18 protein-coding genes and 4 tRNA genes are annotated in these 20807 nt (G+C 46.8%); 10 read left to right on the top strand and 12 right to left on the bottom strand.

Annotation, left to right across the window (positions count from 1 at the left end; all coding sequences use genetic code 11):
* The first annotated feature begins 489 nt into the window (after positions 1–489).
* From guaB to ACFQ03_RS19580, 8 genes are all read left to right on the top strand, one after another.
* Positions 490–1947, top strand: coding sequence for an IMP dehydrogenase (gene guaB, locus ACFQ03_RS19615; RefSeq protein ID WP_379290333.1), 1458 nt, complete (start codon positions 490–492; stop codon positions 1945–1947).
* Positions 1948–2136: 189 nt separating this feature from the next.
* Positions 2137–3432, top strand: a complete 1296-nt coding sequence (locus ACFQ03_RS19610; protein ID WP_379290331.1) for a D-alanyl-D-alanine carboxypeptidase family protein — start codon at positions 2137–2139, stop codon at positions 3430–3432.
* A 165-nt stretch (positions 3433–3597) separates the two neighbouring features.
* Positions 3598–4878, top strand: a complete 1281-nt coding sequence (serS, locus tag ACFQ03_RS19605) for a serine--tRNA ligase (RefSeq protein ID WP_144941942.1) — start codon at positions 3598–3600, stop codon at positions 4876–4878.
* Positions 4879–4963: 85 nt separating this feature from the next.
* Positions 4964–5053: transfer RNA gene (locus tag ACFQ03_RS19600), tRNA-Ser, on the top strand.
* Positions 5054–5243: 190 nt separating this feature from the next.
* Complete coding sequence (locus ACFQ03_RS19595) at positions 5244–5591, top strand: hypothetical protein (protein WP_379290328.1); 348 nt, start codon at positions 5244–5246, stop codon at positions 5589–5591.
* A 16-nt stretch (positions 5592–5607) separates the two neighbouring features.
* Positions 5608–5757 (top strand): hypothetical protein, encoded by a 150-nt coding sequence (locus ACFQ03_RS19590; RefSeq protein ID WP_186328529.1) that lies wholly within the window; start codon positions 5608–5610, stop codon positions 5755–5757.
* A 12-nt stretch (positions 5758–5769) separates the two neighbouring features.
* A complete protein-coding gene (locus tag ACFQ03_RS19585) occupies positions 5770–5919 on the top strand; it encodes a small acid-soluble spore protein P (RefSeq protein WP_379290326.1) in 150 nt (49 codons plus the stop codon).
* A gap of 520 nt (positions 5920–6439) precedes the next feature.
* Positions 6440–7891 carry a stalk domain-containing protein gene (locus ACFQ03_RS19580; protein ID WP_379290324.1) on the top strand — a complete coding sequence of 484 codons (1452 nt, stop codon included), beginning with the start codon at positions 6440–6442 and terminating at the stop codon, positions 7889–7891.
* Positions 7892–7921: 30 nt separating this feature from the next.
* Here the strand turns inward: ACFQ03_RS19580 and ACFQ03_RS19575 are convergent, their stop codons facing one another.
* The 6 genes from ACFQ03_RS19575 to ACFQ03_RS19550 form a co-directional block, all read right to left on the bottom strand.
* Entirely contained in the window at positions 7922–8785 is an 864-nt protein-coding gene (locus ACFQ03_RS19575) for an ATP-binding cassette domain-containing protein (protein ID WP_144939491.1), read from the bottom strand.
* Positions 8782–9603, bottom strand: coding sequence for a hypothetical protein (locus ACFQ03_RS19570; RefSeq protein ID WP_379290321.1), 822 nt, complete (start codon positions 9601–9603; stop codon positions 8782–8784). The genes ACFQ03_RS19575 and ACFQ03_RS19570 overlap by 4 nt, the downstream gene beginning before the upstream one ends.
* Positions 9596–10177, bottom strand: a complete 582-nt coding sequence (locus ACFQ03_RS19565; protein WP_260982157.1) for an RNA polymerase sigma factor — start codon at positions 10175–10177, stop codon at positions 9596–9598. The genes ACFQ03_RS19570 and ACFQ03_RS19565 overlap by 8 nt, the downstream gene beginning before the upstream one ends.
* 3 nt (positions 10178–10180) lie before the next feature.
* The gene (locus ACFQ03_RS19560) at positions 10181–12358 is read right to left on the bottom strand and encodes a hypothetical protein (protein WP_379290319.1); all 2178 of its coding nucleotides are present in this window, start codon (positions 12356–12358) and stop codon (positions 10181–10183) included.
* Positions 12355–13230 carry an ABC transporter ATP-binding protein gene (locus ACFQ03_RS19555; protein ID WP_144939497.1) on the bottom strand — a complete coding sequence of 292 codons (876 nt, stop codon included), beginning with the start codon at positions 13228–13230 and terminating at the stop codon, positions 12355–12357. Before ACFQ03_RS19555 ends, ACFQ03_RS19560 begins: the two co-directional genes overlap by 4 nt.
* A gap of 132 nt (positions 13231–13362) precedes the next feature.
* On the bottom strand, positions 13363–14166 hold the full coding sequence (locus ACFQ03_RS19550) for an alpha/beta fold hydrolase (protein WP_144939499.1): 804 nt from the start codon (positions 14164–14166) through the stop codon (positions 13363–13365).
* A 303-nt stretch (positions 14167–14469) separates the two neighbouring features.
* Between ACFQ03_RS19550 and ACFQ03_RS19545 the strand changes: the two genes are divergently transcribed.
* Both ACFQ03_RS19545 and ACFQ03_RS19540 read left to right on the top strand, forming a co-directional pair.
* Complete coding sequence (locus tag ACFQ03_RS19545; protein ID WP_379290316.1) at positions 14470–16962, top strand: O-antigen ligase family protein; 2493 nt, start codon at positions 14470–14472, stop codon at positions 16960–16962.
* A 134-nt stretch (positions 16963–17096) separates the two neighbouring features.
* A tRNA-Asp gene (locus tag ACFQ03_RS19540) sits at positions 17097–17173 on the top strand.
* Between the two features lie 87 nt (positions 17174–17260).
* Here the strand turns inward: ACFQ03_RS19540 and ACFQ03_RS19535 are convergent.
* The 6 genes from ACFQ03_RS19535 to ACFQ03_RS19510 all read right to left on the bottom strand — a co-directional run bounded on the left by ACFQ03_RS19535 (position 17261) and on the right by ACFQ03_RS19510 (position 20412).
* The gene (locus ACFQ03_RS19535) at positions 17261–18172 is read right to left on the bottom strand and encodes an EamA family transporter (protein ID WP_379290314.1); all 912 of its coding nucleotides are present in this window, start codon (positions 18170–18172) and stop codon (positions 17261–17263) included.
* 88 nt (positions 18173–18260) lie between these two features.
* A tRNA-Pro gene (locus ACFQ03_RS19530) sits at positions 18261–18337 on the bottom strand.
* A gap of 17 nt (positions 18338–18354) precedes the next feature.
* Positions 18355–18431 (bottom strand) — tRNA-Arg (locus tag ACFQ03_RS19525).
* A gap of 103 nt (positions 18432–18534) precedes the next feature.
* The gene (gene tadA / locus ACFQ03_RS19520) at positions 18535–19002 is read right to left on the bottom strand and encodes a tRNA adenosine(34) deaminase TadA (protein ID WP_186328422.1); all 468 of its coding nucleotides are present in this window, start codon (positions 19000–19002) and stop codon (positions 18535–18537) included.
* Between the two features lie 258 nt (positions 19003–19260).
* Positions 19261–19797 (bottom strand): ImmA/IrrE family metallo-endopeptidase, encoded by a 537-nt coding sequence (locus ACFQ03_RS19515; RefSeq protein WP_144939505.1) that lies wholly within the window; start codon positions 19795–19797, stop codon positions 19261–19263.
* A 252-nt stretch (positions 19798–20049) separates the two neighbouring features.
* The gene (locus tag ACFQ03_RS19510; protein ID WP_144939507.1) at positions 20050–20412 is read right to left on the bottom strand and encodes a helix-turn-helix domain-containing protein; all 363 of its coding nucleotides are present in this window, start codon (positions 20410–20412) and stop codon (positions 20050–20052) included.
* Between the last annotated feature and the right edge of the window lie 395 nt (positions 20413–20807).

Here is a 20807-nt window from a genome sequence, read left to right as displayed (position 1 = left end):
ATTTTTTATCGATGAAACTCAAGAAGCTGGCCCGGCTTAAGCGGTAAATTCCGATGCCGACCTCGAAGTGATTCGAGAAGCAATCTCAGCCGGTGCGGAAGGACGTTGCCAAGCGGCTTTTTTTTGTTTTAAAGTGAGAACCAAGCCTTGCGGGTATATGCCGGTGAGGCTTTTTTATTTTACCCTGCAGTTAATACCTACGGCGTTTGTTCATAAAGAAGGGCCATTCTTTCGCAGTGTATAGAAATAGTTGAAAAACCTCACAATGTAAACAATGCTTTGAACTTTGATGGTCGTTGCTCACTGCAGGGCGTTTTTTTATATTTTTTAGGTTAAATTACTTAAAATCCCTTATTTTTACTGCCTTTTCACCATATTTTGAATTGGAAACATTACCATTTAAACGTGTCCTTGACATTAAAAATAGGCTTCTGATAATATTTCAATAATATACGTATAGGCAGTTATCAGGCTAAGGAGGATATTGGTGTGTGGGAAACCAAATTTGCTAAAGAAGGATTGACTTTCGATGACGTGCTTCTCGTCCCTCGTCGTTCGGAGGTGTTCGGACCTAAACAGGTAGATGTATCTACTCGTTTAGGACATCTTAAACTAAACATTCCTTTGCTAAGCTCGGCAATGGATACGGTGACGGAAGCCGTACTGGCTATTGCCATGGCTCGTGAAGGCGGAATCGGAGTTATTCATAAGAATATGAGTATTGCCCAGCAGGCAGAGGAAGTGGATCGGGTTAAGCGCTCGGAAAGCGGCGTTATTACCAATCCATTTTCTTTAACCCCGGAACATCATGTATACAATGCCGAAGAGCTAATGAGCAAGTTCCGTATTTCCGGGGTACCGATTGTCGATGAGAACAATAAGCTGGTTGGTATTCTGACGAATAGGGATCTTCGTTTTGTTCATGATTATTCGATTAAAATTAAAGATGTCATGACGAAGGACAATTTGGTAACCGCGCCGGTCGGTACGACGCTGCAGCAAGCGGAGCATATTTTGCAGAAGCATAAGATAGAGAAGCTGCCCCTGGTGGACGAGACTAACGAGCTTAAAGGTCTTATAACGATTAAAGACATTGAGAAGGCTATACAGTTCCCTAATGCCGCCAAGGACAGCCAGGGAAGGCTGATGGTAGGTGCGGCTATCGGAGCCTCTAAGGATGCGTTAGAGCGGGCTACAGCGCTTGTAAACGCGGGAGTCGATATGATTGTCGTTGACTCTGCTCACGGCCATCATATTAATATTAGCAATACGGTTCGCGAATTGAGAAAGCATTTCCCGGAACTGGTTATTGTAGCGGGCAACGTTGCTACGGGGGATGGGACAAGAGACCTGATTGAAGCCGGCGCTTCCGTAATTAAGGTAGGTATCGGACCAGGCTCCATCTGTACGACAAGGGTTATTGCCGGTATAGGCGTACCTCAGGTTACAGCGATTTATGATTGTGCCACAGTGGCCAGACAATACAATGTGCCGATCATTGCCGATGGAGGAATCAAGTACTCCGGTGATGTTACGAAGGCGCTGGCAGCAGGAGCGAATGCCGTCATGATCGGAAGCCTGTTTGCCGGAACGGAAGAAAGCCCGGGAGAATCGGAAATTTACCAGGGCCGGAGATTTAAAGTATATCGTGGTATGGGATCTATCGGGGCTATGAAGGAAGGAAGCAAGGACCGGTATTTCCAGGAGGATGAGACCAAACTGGTTCCGGAAGGAATTGAAGGACGCGTTCCTTACAAAGGACCTTTGAAGGACTCCATTCATCAGTTGATTGGCGGCTTGATTCAAGGTATGGGCTACTGCGGAACCAAGAATTTGCAAGAGCTCAGGGAAGATACGCAATTTATTCGGATTAGCGGTGCAGGTCTAAGGGAAAACCATCCTCACGATGTGCAAATTACTAAGGAAGCACCTAACTATTCGTTATAAACCCGCGACTAACGCAAATTTGTTGCATACAACCATTCGCTGGATGTTTTCTCGTCTATTAATAACTCTAACGGAAATTAATTAAATAGAATGAAGGTTGAACAGGGTGCGGAATTACCCTGTTTTTCCTTTTGTTTGGACAAGGCTCTATGTTAAAATAAGAGGACTACGACCATGGGAGTGTGAAAGGTGAAGTACGGGTTATCACTACGAAAACCGTTGTGTATGTTTCTTGCAGCTTTAATTGCGATGGCTGCATTTCTGTCTGCCGTTCCTGAAGAAGCCCTTGCTGCTGACAATGAATTAAATTTGGAAGTCAAATCAGCTATATTGATGGATGCAGCTACCGGTCAAGTCATCTATGAATTTAACGCGGACGAGCCTCTGCCTCCCGCCAGCATGTCGAAGATGATGACTGAATACATAGTAATGGAGAAGATAGAGAGCGGGGAACTCAGTTGGGACGATTTGGTGACCACTACGGAATATGCGGCCAACGTCATTGGATCGGGACAGCTCCTCGCCTATCAGGAGAAACTGCCGGTTAAGGATATGTTTGCTTCAATGTCTATCTATTCGGGAAATGATGCAACTGTTGCTTTAGCGGAGCATATCGCTGGTAACGAAGAGAAATTCGCCGAAATGATGAACGAGAAAGCTCGGGAATTAGGGCTTTCCGAGTCTGCACATTTTATCAATTCCACTGGACTTGGAAGGGATGACCTTGGGAAATATGCCCCTCAGAACATTCCGGGGGAAACTATGATGACTGCCCGAGATTCCGCATTACTGGCTTATCATATTATTAAAGATCACAAGGAAGTATTGGAATATACGAAGACCACCCGGAGAAAGCTGAGAGAACGGGACACGACCGAGATGACGAACTGGAACTGGATGCTGGAAGGGTGGAGCAATGATTCAGTCAGCTTGAAAAAGTATGCTTATGAAGGTCTGGACGGATTGAAGACAGGCCATACCGATGAAGCCGGCTATTGCTTTACCGGAACCGCCGAGAGAAACGGCTTGAGATTAATCAGTGTCGTCATGGGTGCCCAATCGGAGCCGAAACGTTTTGAAGAAACCCGCAAGCTGCTGGATTATGGGTTTAAAAATTTCGAGAAGAAAACGATTTATAGTTCCGGCAGTGAAATCGAAGAACTGAAAACCGTCAAAATGAATAAAGGGGTTAAAACCCAAGTTCCTGTCGTAACCGGTTCTGATCTGTCGATATTGGTAAGAAAGGGAGCCAGCGACGAGGAACTTGTCAAAGAAGCAACCCCTCTTCCGGAAGATCAGCTGGTCGCACCTATTAAAAAAGGTGATAAAATGGGTACCTTAAAGGTAAAGTACAACGAACAGGAATTTTCCGTTGATCTCGTTGCGGCCGAGGATAATGAGAAGGGAAGCTGGCTCCGTCTGCTGTTCCGGGCGATTAAGGACTTTTTCGTCAGCATAGGAACAAGCATTAAGAATTTGTTCTAGAGTTTCTTCTTATTAATAAGATAAATTTGGAACGAGAACGGACTAAAATTCCGATACCGGGGATTTAAAATGCGGGCAAACAGTTGTTTATTTAAATCCCTTCCTGTAAAATGTTTTTTTAGGTATATGCAGGATTAAAAATATCCCTTTCGGGAGGAATTACTTTTGTTTGATGCAAAATTGCTTAGATATGAATTCGAACGCGCCCAACAAGCGATGATCAACCGGGGAGGCTCTCCGGATGAGCTTAATCAATTTGTCGGATTGGACAAGACGAGGCGCGAACTTCTGCAAGAAGTTGAACAATTGAAAAATCGCCGAAACGTAGTTTCTCAAGAGGTTGCCGCCAAGAAGAGGGCTAAGGAGGACGCGGAACCACTCATCATTGAGATGAGGGAAGTTTCCGACCGCATTAAAGAGATGGACGAGCAGCTTCGGGGAATCGAAGAGGATTTGAATGCGATTCTGCTGTCGCTTCCCAATATGCCCCATGACTCCGTGCCTGTCGGGGCTTCAGAAGATGACAATGTGGAAATCCGCCGCTGGGGGGAGCCCAAGTCCTTCTCCTTCGATGTGAAGCCTCATTGGGAGGTTGCCCAAGAACTCGGTATTCTCGATTTTGAGGCGGCTTCTAAAGTAACCGGTTCGCGATTTGTTTTCTATAAAGGATTAGGTGCCCGCCTGGAGCGTGCGCTTGCGAACTTTATGATGGATCTGCACAGCAGTGAGCACGGTTATGAAGAAATGCTCCCTCCGCTGATCGTAAATAAAGAGAGCTTGACCGGAACGGGACAGCTGCCGAAGTTTGCTGAGGATGTATATGAAATTCAAGGAACGGAATACTTTTTGATTCCGACCGCAGAAGTTCCAGTTACTAATTACCATAGAGATGAAATTCTATCTATGGAAGATCTGCCTAAATATTTTGTCGCGTACAGTGCTTGCTTCCGTTCGGAAGCGGGTGCCGCCGGTAGAGATACAAGAGGGTTGATTCGCCAGCACCAGTTCAATAAAGTGGAATTGGTCAAGCTTGTCTCGCCGGAAAGCTCTTACGATGAGCTTGAGAAGCTGACGGAAAATGCGGAGAAGGTTCTGCAATTGCTGCAGCTGCCGTATAGGGTAATGAACTTGTGTACGGGGGATCTCGGTTTCTCCTCAGCGAAAACTTATGATCTGGAGGTCTGGCTGCCTAACAGCCAAGCTTACCGGGAGATCTCGTCTTGCAGTAATTTTGAAGATTTCCAAGCCAGAAGGGCGAATATCCGTTTCCGCAGAGATGCCAAGGCAAAGCCTGAATTTGTCCATACTTTGAATGGATCTGGATTAGCGTTAGGAAGAACAGTGGCGGCTATTCTTGAGAATTATCAACAAGAGGACGGAAGTGTCGTGATTCCGGAAGTTCTTCGTCCATATATGAACAATGTTGCCGTCATTAGCAAAAAGTAACGTTGAAAATTCACTGCTATATGTGATACAATGATCATTGTCCCCAAATGGGCAATGGGAGGATTCCGTATGGAATCGTCCGCTCGGAGAGGTGGTCGAGTGGTTTAAGGCTCTGGTCTTGAAAACCAGCGAAGGGGTGACTCTTCCGTGGGTTCGAATCCCACCCTCTCCGCCAATATTTTAATCAAATAGTAAATAGTTAAGCTGTAACCTGAATAGGTTGCGGCTTTTTTATTTGTCCAGACATTTAGACGGTATTAAAACGAAAAAGGGTTGTGTTAGATGCTAAACAGCATGGTACATACTACTCCTTGTATAAAAGAGGCGAAGCTTCGGCATTTTAAACTCATGGAGGTGTTCATAAAATGAGCAATATCGAAGCTCCAGTGGTTAATCAAGCGGCTTTGGTGGAAGCCTGGCAGGAAACCCTGCCGACCCTGCTTAATGATGGTGACCGATCCAATGTCGTCGGGGACGGGGTAGATGAGCAATCGCTTCGTATACACATTGATACTGCAGGGCATACGGGATATTCTTTTGACTTTCTGTGCACGTATGTCGATTCCCGGGAAGTAAAGGTTGAGCTCGTCGATGTAGAGATCAACAATCGAACCATTGATGAGCGTAACGAAACGATTCAACAGCTTGCAGATGATTACGTAAGACATATTCATGAATGTGCTCAGGCTTTACATGAGCTGACCAACAAGTGAGGAGGCCGTTCATTATATGACGAAAGCAGCAAGGAAAGACAAGAATTTGCAGAATGTTGTCGATAAGCTGGAGACAACTGCGGTAAATAGTCACCAGCGGCAGCAGATTCAGCAGGATACCAATGACCGTCGGCATCAAGATGCTTTGAACCATGACGAAGAATAGGGGGTAAAACCATTGCCGAAAACTAAAACGATACCCGTACCTTCTCCGGATGATAAGCAGTTCCGGGATAGACATGATGAACCTGCCAATGAACCTCTCTCCGGCTCCAAGAAGGTCAAAAATCACAATCATTCCCGCAATAACCATGGAGAAGGCAGTTAATTAGCACAAAGAAGATAAACCCTTAAGACTCTGATGTTATGGTAATTGTTGGAGTATGAATATTTATTAATAACGGCCGCATACTATAATCGACGGTGACAAGAGAGGTTGTGGTTCCGTTGAACTTCTCAGCGAAACAACCGAGTGTACGATTATTTTAGCTCGTTATAGAAACTGGAGGGATGTGCCAAAGACACGTTAGACGTGTCTCCAACACATCGGGACATTGTCGGAGACATGTTATCCAAAAGGAAGCTATACGAAGCTTGAAATGATCCCGAACAAGTCACCGTCACGATCAGAGGTCTCCTGGAGACCTCTGATTTTTGTTGTTTCGCGGAAGCGGAGAATTAAGGTTAATTAAACGAGTCAGGCTCATCGGGTAATATTTAGTATTACTTCATATTATAAAGTATGACTTTTCGGAGGTGGTTATTAAGATAAACCGTATACTGACAAGCTGCAGAAGCACCGATATAATGAAAATAACGTATAAAGGATGAGAAGATGGAGGGGCCAATTGAAAAGCTATCGGTTTCTATTATATTGGGCGTTGTTTTTGATCTGTTATATGGTTCTCACCAATGAGGTACAAGCGGCGGAACAAGAATCCGTAAGTTATTCCGAGCACAAGGTAATTTATGAAGGTAAATCCTTCACGATTCAATACATAGAAGTGGACTTAAAGGATCCTGGCATTAAAGTAACACCATTGCTTGCAGAGGGCGGAATAGGCCACGTGGAAGAGTTTGACCAAATGATTCGGCGAAGCGGTGCGATAGCTGCCGTTAACGGGACTTTTTTCAACGCATATGAACAGGACTCCGGCATCCGGTACCCGAACGGATTGATGATCGCGGATGGAAGGGCGATTCATTCCGGGATAAACCAGACTTTGGCTATAGGCCTGGATAAGAAGGCTGTTATTGAGCATTGGGAGATGTCACTGAAAGCTCATGTATTCCACGAGGGTCAGAATATTTATTCCTTCACTCCGTGGAGTGTTAACAAATACTTCGGAGCGGAAGCTCATGACCAGGTTAATTGGTACTCCCCCGAATTCGGTAAGCAGCATATTGACTATCCCGGCGGTAGCAAGATTGTGATTCGTGAAGGGAAAATTGTCGAAATTACGGAAGACGAGGCTCAGATTCCGGAGAATGGGGCTGTTCTTTTTATCGGTCATGCCAAAGGAAACATCGAATACTTATTGCCGCATCTCCAGGTCGGGGTTGACATTCAATTAGAGGCGGCTCTTCAGAGAAATACAAACGGTCAGAGCGGCAGCAGTGATTGGCTCTCTGCTATTGGAGTAGGTCCCAAGCTTATAACCGCTGGCCGAATAGATATCGATCCGGAACGCGATGGATTCAATGATCCGAAGATAACGAGCTTGGCGGCGGTCAGGAGTTTTGTAGGAATTAACCATGAAGGCAAGATGGTAATGGGGACAACATCGGCCGCAACCTTATCGCAAATGGGGCATATTTTACTGGATTTGGGCTTAGTTGAGGCGATGAATATGGATGGCGGAGCAAGCTCAGCCCTATATGTGAACGGCAAGTTCGTTCGTCCGGCAGGAAGGCCGTTAAGCAATGCCTGGATCGTTCAGAAGCTGGAGCAACCGCAGGTGCAAATTTTTGTAAACGGGCAATATGTTCATGATTATCGGGGATATATTAACGGAAATACGACAATGGCTCCATTCCGTGGAATATTTGAACGGTTGGAGGCGGATTTCGAATGGGATAATGAAACTCGGACGTTGACCGCTTGGAAGGATAATATCCAGCTCATTCTTAGGCCGGATGACCAAACAGCTTATGTCAATGGGGAATCCGTCAGCCTCGATTCCGCCCCCGTCATTATAGACGGACATATTTATATCCCTTTAAGATTTGTTACTGAAGCATTGGGCGCTACTGTGGAATGGGATTCGGAGCTTTATCGGGCGTCGATCATCGTTCCTTAGAGCCTAATGGGCAATGCTGCCGACTCTTTATTAAAATCTGCCGTTCTTTTCCCGTGTCCAGCGGCGAATGTAGTAAGCGTCCTCCAAGTTCGGTGGAACATCGACGAAGGAATCTGCAGGAGGCTCCGGTCCTATTGAACGAATAATGGCCTGCTGCCCTTCTAAGCGAAGCGATAGGATCCTGTCCGGATTCAGGTTAGGGAGAAGTTCAGGGTCCATAGTTCCGCTCCAGACCGACCAAGGGAGGTCCTTCGTCCATCGGGCAGGGGTACCGTGGAAACAGAGCATACCCTCATCGATCCAAACGATTTCGTCGGCCGCATATTCCCATTCATTCAATTCGTGGGTGGACACGATTATAGCCTTTCGTTCGGATTCCCTCGCTAATTCGCTAATGATCTTCTTCCGTTCGTGTATATCCAGGTAATTCAACGCTTCATCCAATAGAAGGAACAAAGGGTCCCCGAGAAAAGCTTGCGCTATGCCAAGACGCTGATGCTGGCCTTGCGAAAGCTCCTTTATTTTTACATTTCTCAGGGGCTGGAACTGAAATCTCTCGATAACCGCTTCCACCTCCTCCCGGGAATCTAATCCTTTGAGCTCGGCTAAATAAGACAGGAGCTTGTAGGGTGTCATTTCTTCATACATTTGCAATCCGGTAGGCATATATCCGATGCAGCTTCGAATAAGGGGGAGAGCCTCTTTAACGGTATGGTTTAAATAACGAATTTCGCCTTCATTGGGGAAAAGCGCGGTCGCCAACAGCTTGAGCAGAGTGGTCTTACCGGCTCCATTCCGCCCAACGAGCAAAGTGATGCCCCGGGATAAATATAGATGGTCTATGTTCAACAGGAAGTCGGGATGGCGATATTTCACTTTGTTCAGTTCAATCATACCGGATTCCTCTCACGGGATGTCCAATCCAATTTGCGCGGCCGATAGGCCGAAAGGAAGCAAGCCAATCCGGCGATCAGAAATAGTCCATAATAGACTTTTAGCTGTCCCAGTTCGATCCACTGATGAATAAGCAGCCATTCCTGGCCGAAATGAAACAAGAGAAAGGCCGCGATGGAAATGGTGAACCCTGCAGCAATCCCTTTGCGATACGTAAGATACGCCATCAACCCTCCCATGAAGAGAACAACGGATAACCAGGACAACATGAAGGTCAGAAACGAAAAGGACTTAACCGTCCATAACAAAAAAAGTGTACCAAAGAGTCCCAGCACAATATTAATAGCGACGACGATCAGCAGCCGGCTCAATATTAACAGCGCCGGTGGGAAGGGATGGATGCTCTCGATCGTCCTCATTTCCTTATTCCAGGAACGGTAGCTGTAGGCCATTCCGACGAGAATAAACAAGGGAATGGCAGTTGAAAACAGATTTCGCGGGACGAAGGTGTAGTTAGCAATCATACCGCACGTCGTCAAAGTAATCATAATAAATACAACAACACTGACCGCCCAGAACGATTTATGATAGGCTTGAAGCTGGTTCCTGCACAATCGGATGAATGACGGCTTTTTGCGCGGGACGGCGGACAGTTGAAGGGCTTGATGCTCTTCCTTAAGTCGGTCAAATTCATTCTGCAGATTGGCAATCAGACGACGTGTATCCTCTGGCTTCGGGGAACTAACGATATATCTGGATAACGGCTCTGCCAGCCCATTCATCATCTCATCGATTTCTTTCAAATCCGTCTTATGCATACGTATTTTCCCCCTCCTTCTTATGGCGGATCTGCACACCTTCTTGGATTAAGCGTGAACGCAGCCTTTTCAATCCTTGATATAAATTGGTTTTGACGGTGGACAGCGGGATCTCCATAATTTCCGAGATTTCATGCAGCTTCAAATCCTGGTAGAACCTTAGGATAATAATTTCCTTCTGAAGCTCGCCTAATTCATGAAGTGACATTAGAATTTCTTTACGCGTTTCCTGTCTTTCGTAGATTTCGACGACGGAAGGCCCTTCATCCCGTCTGTCCGGCGTTTCAGCAATCTGCTGCTTTTCATTCTGAAATCCGAGGCTTTTCCAGTAATCGCGGCATAAATTCAGAGCGACACGATACAGCCAGGGGCGGATTTGCTCAGGCAGCCTTCCCTTCTTCAATTGCCGGATTAATCGCAGGAACGTCTCTTGAACGAAGTCTTCCGCTCTTTCCCGATTGTACAGATGCCGTTCCAAATAGCCGAGCAGGGGTCCATGATAGCGATGGATAAGCACCTCAAATGCCGCTTGATCCCCGTCGGCCATCCTTTCGACCAATTGTTCATCCGTCACCGGTTATCTCTCCTCTCCGGAGTATGGTTGCATTACCCGGTTCCACTCCTCCAGCCATTCTTGTTCGGTAATGACCGGAATATCCGCTTCTGAGGAATGGCTTTGAATAGATAGCCCCCGTTGATAAAAGGTATTTAACAGCGATTTAACCTGCGCTGTTTTTCCCTCGGCGATAGCCCGGTCGATCATGGCGTACAGATCTGTTCCCTGGTTTAGGGAAAGCAGCGGGTATACACCAGCCAAGCTTCCTTTGACTATCTGTTCATGGGTGAAATGCATCTCTTCACGTAAATAAAGATAATAGAAGGCATTGCGAATCAGGCCAACGATGGAGTGAGGTTGTTCCTCTTCCGGTTCGGAGTAATAATTCATATGTAAATCTCCGAACAGATAGGCATTTACCGTTTTCCCCAGCTGATACTTATCCAAATTGTGGGACGTCGTTTCAGACAGGATGAGGCTATGCCCGGTAACCTTAGCCATACCCCCAACGTAGCCTTGGTTAGCTAACGATAGATAAAAAATTTGATCAATCCCATTGGGCGGTTCATTCAACCAGGAGCGGTAATAGTTCAAATGCTTAGACAAGTCCCGAAGAAATCGTTCCGCCTCAAGCTTGTTGCTGGGCGTAGTAATGATTCGAACCGGCTCTTCGGGTACGGTTACTTCTATAAAGCTGCCCGAGAGGGCCGTCAGCCCGTCTGCTTCTGCTGATTCAAATTGTTGGTTTCCCGGCTTGCTTGACTCCGTTTCGGGAATAGTCCCATAGAGCCGATGGTCAAATCCTTGAAATTGGACTTTAAAACGAGCTTTATATTCCAGCCCCGCTTCCGTATTCAAATAAAGCTTGTCCGTATCCATTCTACCTTTAAAATAACGAAATTGCTCTCCGGGCAAAGGGTACCACGCGGCGCTCTCCGGAAGAAATGCGTTCTTGCCCGAAAGGAAAATCGGGATGGCGGGACGTTCGGATAAAACCATCCATTCGTATAAAGGACCGTTATAAGATAACTCCAAGGTTTGAAACTCAAGATCCGGATCCGGGCGGACGGATTCCAGAATGAACCGGTCTCCATCCCGGACCCAGGCGACCGATTGATGATTCCACTGCACACGGGTGACTTCCAAATTACGGTTTAAGACGAATGGCAGGGAGGCCGTTTTCTCCTGATCATAATTAGGAATCGTTAAGACGGCATCGACTTGAATCCGGTGGTTGGATATACGGGATACCGACAGTTGGTATTCGCCTATTCTAAACTCGTCGGGCTTATTTTTCGAAACAAGCTGTTCATAAGAAGCTGCATCTTCCCTGGCCGCTTCATACTCTTTATAGCGGTCTATCCATAGTTTTCCGTATGGAATGAAGCATAGAATGACTAAGGCAGCAGCCCCCGCACATAGTCCCAACCACCATCTCCGGAGGCGAGAGGGCCGATGAAGAGTGAGATAAGCTGCAGCAGCGACCAGCAGTAAGAGCGTAACCGAAAGGGTGAAACCTCTGGCATACCACAGCTCGTCCGCAATGATGGAATGTCCCCATAGTTCGCTTTCCAGAAGGGAATCAACGAGAAATTGGTTTAGATGGAAAGTGGTAAGAGGGTACAGCTCATAACGATTAATGATGAATACGTCCAGGAAGAAGGTTCCGAACATCCAGGCACAAAACCCGATCAGATATGTAATTCTTCCCGGTATCCATGCACTCAGAAGCATAGCTAGTGCCAGTGTGACAGCATAGGACACTTCATATTGGAGAGCGAACAGCAGCGTGTAATCTATCACTGCAGAGACGGAAAGCTGACGAATCCATCCGTAATATATAAATACGATGGCCATAGCTGCAGTAAAAAGACTTAAATAAATTAAATAAACAGTATATTTCGCAGTAATCCGAGTCCAGATAGAAACCGGCAAGCTCCCCATCCATGAATATCCGGGCCGGTGGAAATCGGAGCGAATGGACCAAATTCCAAGCATGAATGCCACCCCGAGAGTCAATACATGCTTAACCTTGTGAAATTGGTAAGCGTAGGCGTACAGATTCTCGGAGGCGGGAGGTGCGATATGCGACAGTTCGAAGGCAAACCAAAAACCATAAAGCAGAGGCAGCAGAAACAGGATTGGTTTACTTAGCAATGCCTTGGTTTCAGACTTTACCTGTCCAACCCATTTGCTCAACTGGCCTCACCGCCGATCAAGGCCAGGTAACCGTCTTCCAGGGAAGGGGAGAGCGAGAGAGCATTAGCCGTAGGGGAATCGGAGGCAATAAGCTTGCATTGAATTCCTCCCGGTATGCGGCGGGAGTGAATAAGCTGGATTTCCGGATTCCCAACCAACCGGAGGAATTGCTCCTCCTTCACCTCTACTTGCCACACCTTGCCCTCGGCGCGGGCTTGCAGCTGCCGTTGGGACCCGACGAAGGCAAGAACCCCTTGCTTCATTACGGCAAGCCGCTGGCAGCTGCTTTCAATATCCGAAACAATATGTGTCGATAGGAGTACCGTTCGCTTAATGCTGAACTCCGATAACAAATGCCGAAAACGGATACGTTCCTCCGGGTCAAGACCGGCAGTGGGCTCGTCCACAATCAGAATTTCGGGTGAAGCGAGCAGCGCTTGGGCGATCCCCAGCCGCTGCTTCATGCCTCCGGAATAGGTTCTGACCTTATCCTTTGCTTTAGTCTGTAGATTGACTTTTTCCAGTATAGTGTCAATAGCAGACTTCCTTAGTCTGGGGTCGTTCATTCCCTTCATAACGCCGATATAATCGAGAAAATCATAACCCGTCATATGCGGATAAATTTCGATAAACTGCGGAAGATACCCGATTATTTGGCGGATCTCTTCGGCATCGGACAGGGGACGGCCGTTTATTCGAACCGTACCTGATGTAGGATTCAGCAAAGTGGCTAGAATCTGCATCAGAGTTGTTTTACCGGCTGCATTCGGTCCCAGCAGCCCGAACATTCCCGTTGGGATTGTTAAATTTAGGTTGCGAATCGCCCAAACGTCTTTTTTAAATTGTTTGGATAAATCTTCAATTTTGATCAACGTTCTCATCCTTTGCCGGACTATATGAATCGCATTCTAATCCTTCAACGATTGCCCTATGTAAAAAGTTTGAATTAGACTTAACCGAAACAAAGACCAACCGGCTTCGATTGGTCCTGTTAAGCTTAATGGTTATCCGTAGATTTGCGAGAGGAAGGCCTTCATTCGATCAGCCAGCAATGAGGGAGCTTCGATCATCCCCATATGTGCGGCACCGTCGAGCAGAAATGTCGAGATGTTGTCCCCTTCAACCGAGAAGGTTTTGTCCGGAAGGACAATCTGGTCTTCCGCTCCGGCCACCAACAGTACGGGCACTTCGGCCATTCTCAGCACCATTGTGCGGTCTGTTCGTTCCCTCATCCCCTGGAGGGAGCGGATGGCTCCGTCCGGATGCGTTGCTTGGCCTATTGCCGTCATGCTCTCGACCTCCCGGCTCATGCTCTCCAGATGGGCTTTGGCAAAAAGCTTCGGGATCAATTCCCCTGCAAATGCATTCATTCCCCGTTGCCGGATGGCTTCCATATTATCGGATCTCTTCCGCTTACCTTCTTCATTGTCAGGCAGCGCGGTAGAGTGAATCAGACCGCAGCCGGCCAGCTTATCCGGATGCTTCCCGGCAAAGGCGGCAGTTACATATCCGCCCATAGAATGCCCGAATAGAACGGCCTTCTCGATCTCAAGCTGCTCTAACAGTTCAGCAATGTCTTCCGCCATAGTTTCCATTAAGTACGGGCCTTCCGGAACGGAAGATTGCCCGTGCCCTCTTAAATCCGGAATGATGAGCCGGTAGCCGTTCTCTAATGCCGGCGCGATGAACTTCCAATACTGCGAGCTTCCGCAAAATCCATGCAGCAGGACTACGGCATGACCCTGTCCGCGATCTTCATAGGCCAGCTCCACCTTCTGCCCCAGAGTGCGTAATTGAGCTTTATGCATGGGTTTTCCCACCTTTCGATTTGTAATGGATAAAGAAAAACAGGCACATAACCAGGTCCGTAAAAATACTTTTCGTATAGTATAGCATGCCGCGGTGTATTACATGCAAAGGGGAGAAGCCGAAAGTAAAAATTTTACATTTTTATTTTAGAAAGCTCTATTTCCTGACACAAAATGAATTTATTCATTTAATTTTTTAAAATATAGAAACTTTTTCCAAAGTAATAAGTCTATATGGTTGTAATATTCATTACAGCATGGAAGGGCCAGATGAAACAGGCCCATAAAGATAAAGGAGCAGAGATGAAGACTAAATTAACCAAACAACCCGAGCGCCTCCCGGTAAACCTGGGAATATCGGAGCCCAATGAAATCATATATTGGACTGGCCTGGGATTTATTCTATTGTTCTTGTTCATCGCCCCGTTCCGCACCGGCTTATATAACGGCTATCTGATTCAATACGAAGTCAATGTTTATGGGTCGGCAGCTTGGACAGCCTTATTCTTCTTTCTCATTTCGCTTTATTGGATCTTTCGTTGGAAAATCAGCTCCGTGAGAGATGCGTTAATGTTATTAGCTTGGGGTTTGCCTTTATCCTACCTCTTATCCGGATTCGTGGCCGTATCTCCCTACAGCAATGGAAAGCAGATTTTGCTTCATGCCATGTATGCGATGTTATTCGGGCTGGCGGCTTATTTCGCTCGAAGCCAATCGGGGAACCGGATGCTCCAATTCGGAATTATGACTTCCGGTTATATGGTGGTCATTTATTGCATTCTAAACATGTTCGGAAACGCTTATTTTCGTGATGCTGTCATGGAAGACCAAGGCTTGAGGCTGACGGCTGTCTTTCAGTATGCCAATGCTTATGCGGCTGTGCTGATTGCCCTGCTTTTGGGCTGCTTGCATTTTATCATGTCCTCCCGCAGCCGGGTGATCGTTGCACTGAATGCATTAATGCTGGTTCCGTTGGCTCTCTCGTTCTCGCTAACTCTATCCCGCGGGGGAATTGTGGTGCTTCCGCTTATATTGCTGGCGCTGCTGCCTTTCCTCTCCGTTGTCCGGCAAATCTGTTTTTTTATATATTTGGGGATCGGCTTCACAGCCTCCTTCCTGATTACGGACCGGATCAAGAGCATATCACTCGAAATGCTCAAACGAATGAAAGCCTCTTATGAACAGAATGGTGCCGCCGATACGGTCAGCCTATTGGATCCTCTTTCCTGGAAAGGCTGGCTGACGCTCGTACCGGTATCGATTGGGGCGGCAGCCCTTATTGTCATCCTCCAGCTATACCTGGCGCCGTTGATGGAAAGAAAGCTTGCGCGGTTTGCCGGCTGGAAATGGTCTAATTGGATTGTTCCCGTTGGCCTCATAGCCTTAGGGGGAATCGGACTTCTGCTTATCACTCAGGGTTCAATGGTCGGGAATCTGCTCCCGCAAGCGCTGCACCAGAGGATCGCAAGCATTAACCTCCAACAGCACAGTGTACTCGAAAGATTAATGATGTTCGCCGACTCATTGAAAATATTCGCCGACCGGCCGGTTCTCGGCGGAGGCGGCGGGGTCTGGGAGGCGCTGTTCACCGCTTACCAGGGCGCTCCTTATCTTCCGAGGCAGGTTCATAGCTATTTCTTTGAATACCTTGTTGAAACCGGCTTGGTCGGGCTTATTTTCCTGGGAGGGTTACTCCTGCTGGTGTTTATTTTTTATATCAAAAATGTGTTCTTAAGCAAAACAACAGATCCCGATCAATCAATTCTTTATTATCTTGTGGCCATGTCCATCTTGCTTCATAGCGCGCTTGATTTTGAAATGAGCTATGGCTATATCGCCGCACTCGTGTTCCTGTGTTTGGGTGGGATGGCATCCGCTGTAACTACTGAATTACGCCTGGAAGGAAGCAAGCTGTGGGGTTGGCTTACGGATAAAACCTGGGGACGGCTTGTTCCGGGTATGATTTCGGCCGCGGCCCTTATAGTACTGATCATATCCTTTTACGACTATCAGGCGAATAGAACCTTCTATACTTACTTGGATCAAAGCATGAAGGGGAACAATGCCCATGCGAACCAAGCTTTAGAAAAAGCCTTAAAGGCGAGGCCGAATCATCCTGAATATGTGTTGGCCAAGGTCAATGAATTAAATAAGATGTATAACCAAACAGGGGATTCGAAGATTCTGGAGGAAGTGGCGAAGCACCTGCAGCAGTTAAGTAAGAAGGAGCCTTACAATCGTTTGCTTGTTGAACAGCAGTTCATTTTACATCTCCGAAAGGATGAGCTCCCGGAAGCATTGGACGTTGCATATTCACGTCTGGAAAGCAGTATTTGGGGCCTGAGCCTGTTTGAGGATTTTCCAAACTGGTATGATCGTGCGGTTGATCTGAACCTGCAGCTGGGTGATCAGGCCAGAAAAAATAATGATCCTGCAGCGCAGCAAAAATACTGGGATGATGCCATTCAGCTTTACCAAACGGTGCTGGATAAAATGAAGGAGCTGGAGCAGCTTCCGGAAGGGCAGATGCACGAGCCGTTCGGGGTGGGTCCGGGGATGGCACTGTCTATCGGACAAATTTATTATTTGCGGAATGATTACAAGACTGCCGCGGATGTCATGGAACCCTATACCGAAGGGAATTGGGAGCTTCCGGCAAGCCGTGAATTGACCCGGTGGTATTTGGCGGCGAGAATGAGGCAGGGAGAGGAGCATCCTCCATTGTATGACAAATTCATCGGGCAGTTCCCTGATGAGAAAGAATGGATTGAAGGAATGGTTCATTACGATGCTTGAAGGATTTCGATGAGGGAATCGTGATACCACGGATGAATATTCCCGACTAACAAGGGCAGCTACTAAAAAGTACTTGCATCTGATTCTAGGACATGCTATTATATTGCTTGTGCCTTTCTTATAGTAGTTGCCAAGGAGCTGTGGTGTAGAGGCCTAACATGCCTGCCTGTCACGCAGGAGACCGCGGGTTCGAATCCCGTCAGCTCCGCCATTTAACCCAATGATATGATTTAGAGCAGAGTGCGACTCTGCTCTTTTTATTTTCTCTCGGAAAAACAAAAAAACGTCCGAAGACGTTTTACTGAAGCTTGAGCTGGCGTTTCCTTCTTAGGCTGGCGATCCATTCCGGCAATGCGATGCCTGCCAATATGATCAGTACGCCGATCCATTTCGTCACCGAAACCTCTTCCCGAAGGACAAGGCTGGAAGCAAGAACTGCGGTCGGAAGCTCTGCAGCACTCAGGATCGTAGCCAGTGATCCGCCGATATGAGGAACCCCCAACGCAAATAAAAAAGGGGGGATTACGGCGCCGAGCAAGGCCAAAACAACCGCAAATTTAATGAGTCCGTTCCATAAGGAGCCGTCGACCAGAAAAGATGGCGGGAAAATGATGCTGATCAGTATAAATGAACCGGTGAGCATGATGGCGCTTCTTTTGGCCGGATGGATATGAGGAGCGGTTCGGCCGCTGAATAGAATGAACAGTGTATACATAAGGGCGGCAACCAAACCCAAGGCCACGCCTGCTAAAGTAAAAGAGCCCAGTCCCTGTTCCAGAATCCCGCTGGCGAGCACCGTTCCGGCCAGGAGAATCAGTAGGGCGACCAGCTTTTCTTTGCCCGGCCACCTCCGGTTGAGTAGTGACTCGATAAGCAGGCCCATCCACGAAAATTGAAACAACAGAATAATTGCCAAAGAAGCCGGTACATATTGCAAAGCGGCATAATAAAATACACCCGTCAAACCGGTCGTTGTTCCGACGGCCATCAGCATTAGTATTTCTTTAAAGGATGCCGGTGATACCGCGTCTCCCTTTTTTCTGATTTTAACGACGATAAAGATTATCCACAGTGTAAGCATCCCCAGTAAGGTCTGGCTTCCAACGACCTGATTGACGGTAAAGCCCGATTGATAGGCCAGCTTGACGAAGGTGGACAGCACTCCAAAGCTGCAGGCACCTAAAAATACCAGAATTACGTATCGCATCATGGGTAACTTCATCCTTTTAGCTCGTGTTATGCATCTAAAATACAACAAGAAAGGGACCCCCAATTCTGGGTCCCCGATGCTTATGTAATGGTCGAGACGACAGGATTTGAACCTGCGACCTCTTGGTCCCGAACCAAGCGCTCTACCAAGCTGAGCCACGTCTCGATATCTTATTAACTTACTGGCGCGCCCGATACGATTCGAACGTACGACCTGCAGTTTAGGAAACTGATGCTCTATCCTGCTGAGCTACGGGCGCTTAAGCAAAAATCATTATATCATAAATAACCGGGAATGGGAAGAGGAGCAGCCTTCCAAAATTTCCGCTGATCCCGGACAGTTGCGCCGGAATCAGCATAAGTCTAACGGCTTTTCTTTCGCAAGGTGCGGAAGAAGTCGGTGAGCATAGAAGCACATTCTTCCATGAGAATTCCGCTGGTAACCTCCACCTGATGGTTAAACCTTTCCTCCTGCAGCAGATTCATTAATGTCCCTGCACAGCCCGCTTTAGGATCCGCCGTTCCATATATGACATGGGGTATTCTTGACTGGACAATAGCCCCGGCGCACATAGGACAGGGCTCTAATGTTACATACAGGGAGCAATCCAGCAGCCTCCAGGCCTGCAGATGTTCGCTCGCTTGCCGGATCGCGATTAATTCGGCGTGAGAAGTCGGGTCCAGTGAGGTTTCCCGCAAATTGTGCCCCCGGCCAATAATTTCTCCATTATGAACAATAACGGCACCGATGGGAACTTCTCTTTTGGCCAATGCTTTCTCCGCCTCTGTTATAGCTTCGCGCATCCAACGGACATGGTCCGGATGGTCCACTGCTTGTCCCTCCCAACTTCTGAAATGTGGATAATTCATCGAACATCCATTCCTTTGTTAACATGTTGTGGATAAGATTGTGGATAAGTTCTGATGACTTCCGTTTTCTATTGTATAATTCCTTAATCTGAAGAGCAAACAAACTATGAAAAACGTCGAAAAGTCAGAATATTTCAGCATAAACCCGTTTGACTGCCGCCCTGAAAATAACTACATCCAAATCATTCCAACCTGTGAATAATTCCTGAATAACTCATGCTAAATCAGCTTGCGCTCATCCAAAGCTACTTGTTTAAGCCATTCTTCGTGCAGTATAGTTTGCAGGATTCTACGTTGAATTTGCTCCACTCTTCTTCGCGCAAGCTCTCTGGTGACTCTGAACGTATGTGTAATCAAGTCTATCAAATCATTCTGATGAGGAGGCAGTTCCATCCGGTTTAGCATGAAGAACGGAATGGCCGCATAGGGCACGAAGCTGTTCGCATCCTGTTCCTGCCACTGGAGAAAGGATTCCGGCATGCAGAATTGATTTCCGGAATGCCTCAGGACATGGCAAAGCTCATGAAGGAAATCCTCCCACTGCTCCTCAGGAGATAGGCGGGCATCCACATTTACGCTGTACATACCTAGACCACGGTCAATATGACTGCTCCGAAAAGGCTGATAATATACCCAGATATTCATTCTTGATGACACATATTCTATGGTGAGATGCTCCGGAGTGGTAATTCGATATTTGCGGCAAATTTGTTCGACCCATTGTTCGAAAGGAGTGCATTTGTAAAGAGATAACACCGTTATCACCTCTTGTCATCAGTTTAATACAGAACATACGTTCCTTTTTATTTCGAAAAAGAAAGCCCTTACTGGGCACAGAACTTTCCTTTAGTAATTGTTATTTTGCCATGCCTCTAATTCTTCGTTTCAGGCAGCTCGAACGAGCCTGCACCTCTACTTGAATCAAAACAGCGACCGGGTTTCATAGCTTCTCGTAACTGGCTTGTCCGGTTTAGCCATGGATTCCCTCATAGCTTCCCGCTGGTCAGGTTATTTTCCCTGCCGGTCCCCCGGCTTGCGGTCTTTCTCCTTCTCCATTAGAAATTCAAGAAATTTGCGAGTCTCCTCGCGTATTTCCGGGGAAGCGTTCTTTAAATCCCTAAACAGAATCGTCAGCTCCGGATCATCAATATCGGGGATATCCTGGGTTGGCGTATCCCGACCAAGCAGATAGTCGACAGAGACATCGAAGAAATCGGCTATTTGCTTTATAGTGTCCGGGTCCGGCTTCCGGTCTCCCGTTTCATATCTGGATAACTGAACATTGGAGATGCCCAAGGATTCGGCCAGTCTTTTTTGTGAGAGTCCTGCCTTGTCTCGAAGAGATTTGATTCGATTACCCAATACGCTCATTGGAATGTCCCCACTTTGAAATCAGTTAGTACTCAAATATTACCATTTACCATTACGGTAATAAATAGTTTTGCCAAAACGGAAATAAAATGATTGACATTACCAAAATGGTAATATTAGAATACACATATAGTAACCGATTTGGTAAATTCAAACTATTCTTTTCGGTGGATACCTATTACTCACAGAAATATGGTTAAGAAAAGTATATTTTTTTGTTTCTATATTACCAAATCGGCAAATTCAAGTGGAAAAGGAGAGGATTGAATGAGTAATAAAACTTTAGAAATTGAGTCTGGAAAGTATGAGAGAAAAGAATTAATTCTTACTAACTCAACTTTCGCACCTGAAATTCTTGCCTGATGCCAAGTATGACAAGGAGTTAACGGTATATT

It is taken from the genome of Paenibacillus residui (assembly GCF_042677205.1).
GTDB lineage: Bacteria > Bacillota > Bacilli > Paenibacillales > NBRC-103111 > Paenibacillus_L > Paenibacillus_L residui.
The sequence above is the reverse complement of the archived record's forward strand: the minus strand, read 5'-3'. Positions and strand labels throughout refer to the sequence as shown.

Bases quoted from the DNA above. Each gene is read 5' to 3' on its own strand.
- ACFQ03_RS19545 (WP_379290316.1), top strand. From the start codon at position 14,470: ATGAAGACTAAATTAACCAAACAACCCGAGCGCCTCCCGGTAAACCTG.
- ACFQ03_RS19510 (WP_144939507.1), bottom strand. From the start codon at position 20,412: ATGAGCGTATTGGGTAATCGAATCAAATCTCTTCGAGACAAGGCAGGA.
- ACFQ03_RS19590 (WP_186328529.1), top strand. From the start codon at position 5,608: ATGACGAAAGCAGCAAGGAAAGACAAGAATTTGCAGAATGTTGTCGAT.
- ACFQ03_RS19570 (WP_379290321.1), bottom strand. From the start codon at position 9,603: ATGCATAAGACGGATTTGAAAGAAATCGATGAGATGATGAATGGGCTG.
- ACFQ03_RS19535 (WP_379290314.1), bottom strand. From the start codon at position 18,172: ATGATGCGATACGTAATTCTGGTATTTTTAGGTGCCTGCAGCTTTGGA.
- ACFQ03_RS19550 (WP_144939499.1), bottom strand. From the start codon at position 14,166: ATGCATAAAGCTCAATTACGCACTCTGGGGCAGAAGGTGGAGCTGGCC.
- ACFQ03_RS19595 (WP_379290328.1), top strand. From the start codon at position 5,244: ATGAGCAATATCGAAGCTCCAGTGGTTAATCAAGCGGCTTTGGTGGAA.
- ACFQ03_RS19575 (WP_144939491.1), bottom strand. From the start codon at position 8,785: ATGATTGAACTGAACAAAGTGAAATATCGCCATCCCGACTTCCTGTTG.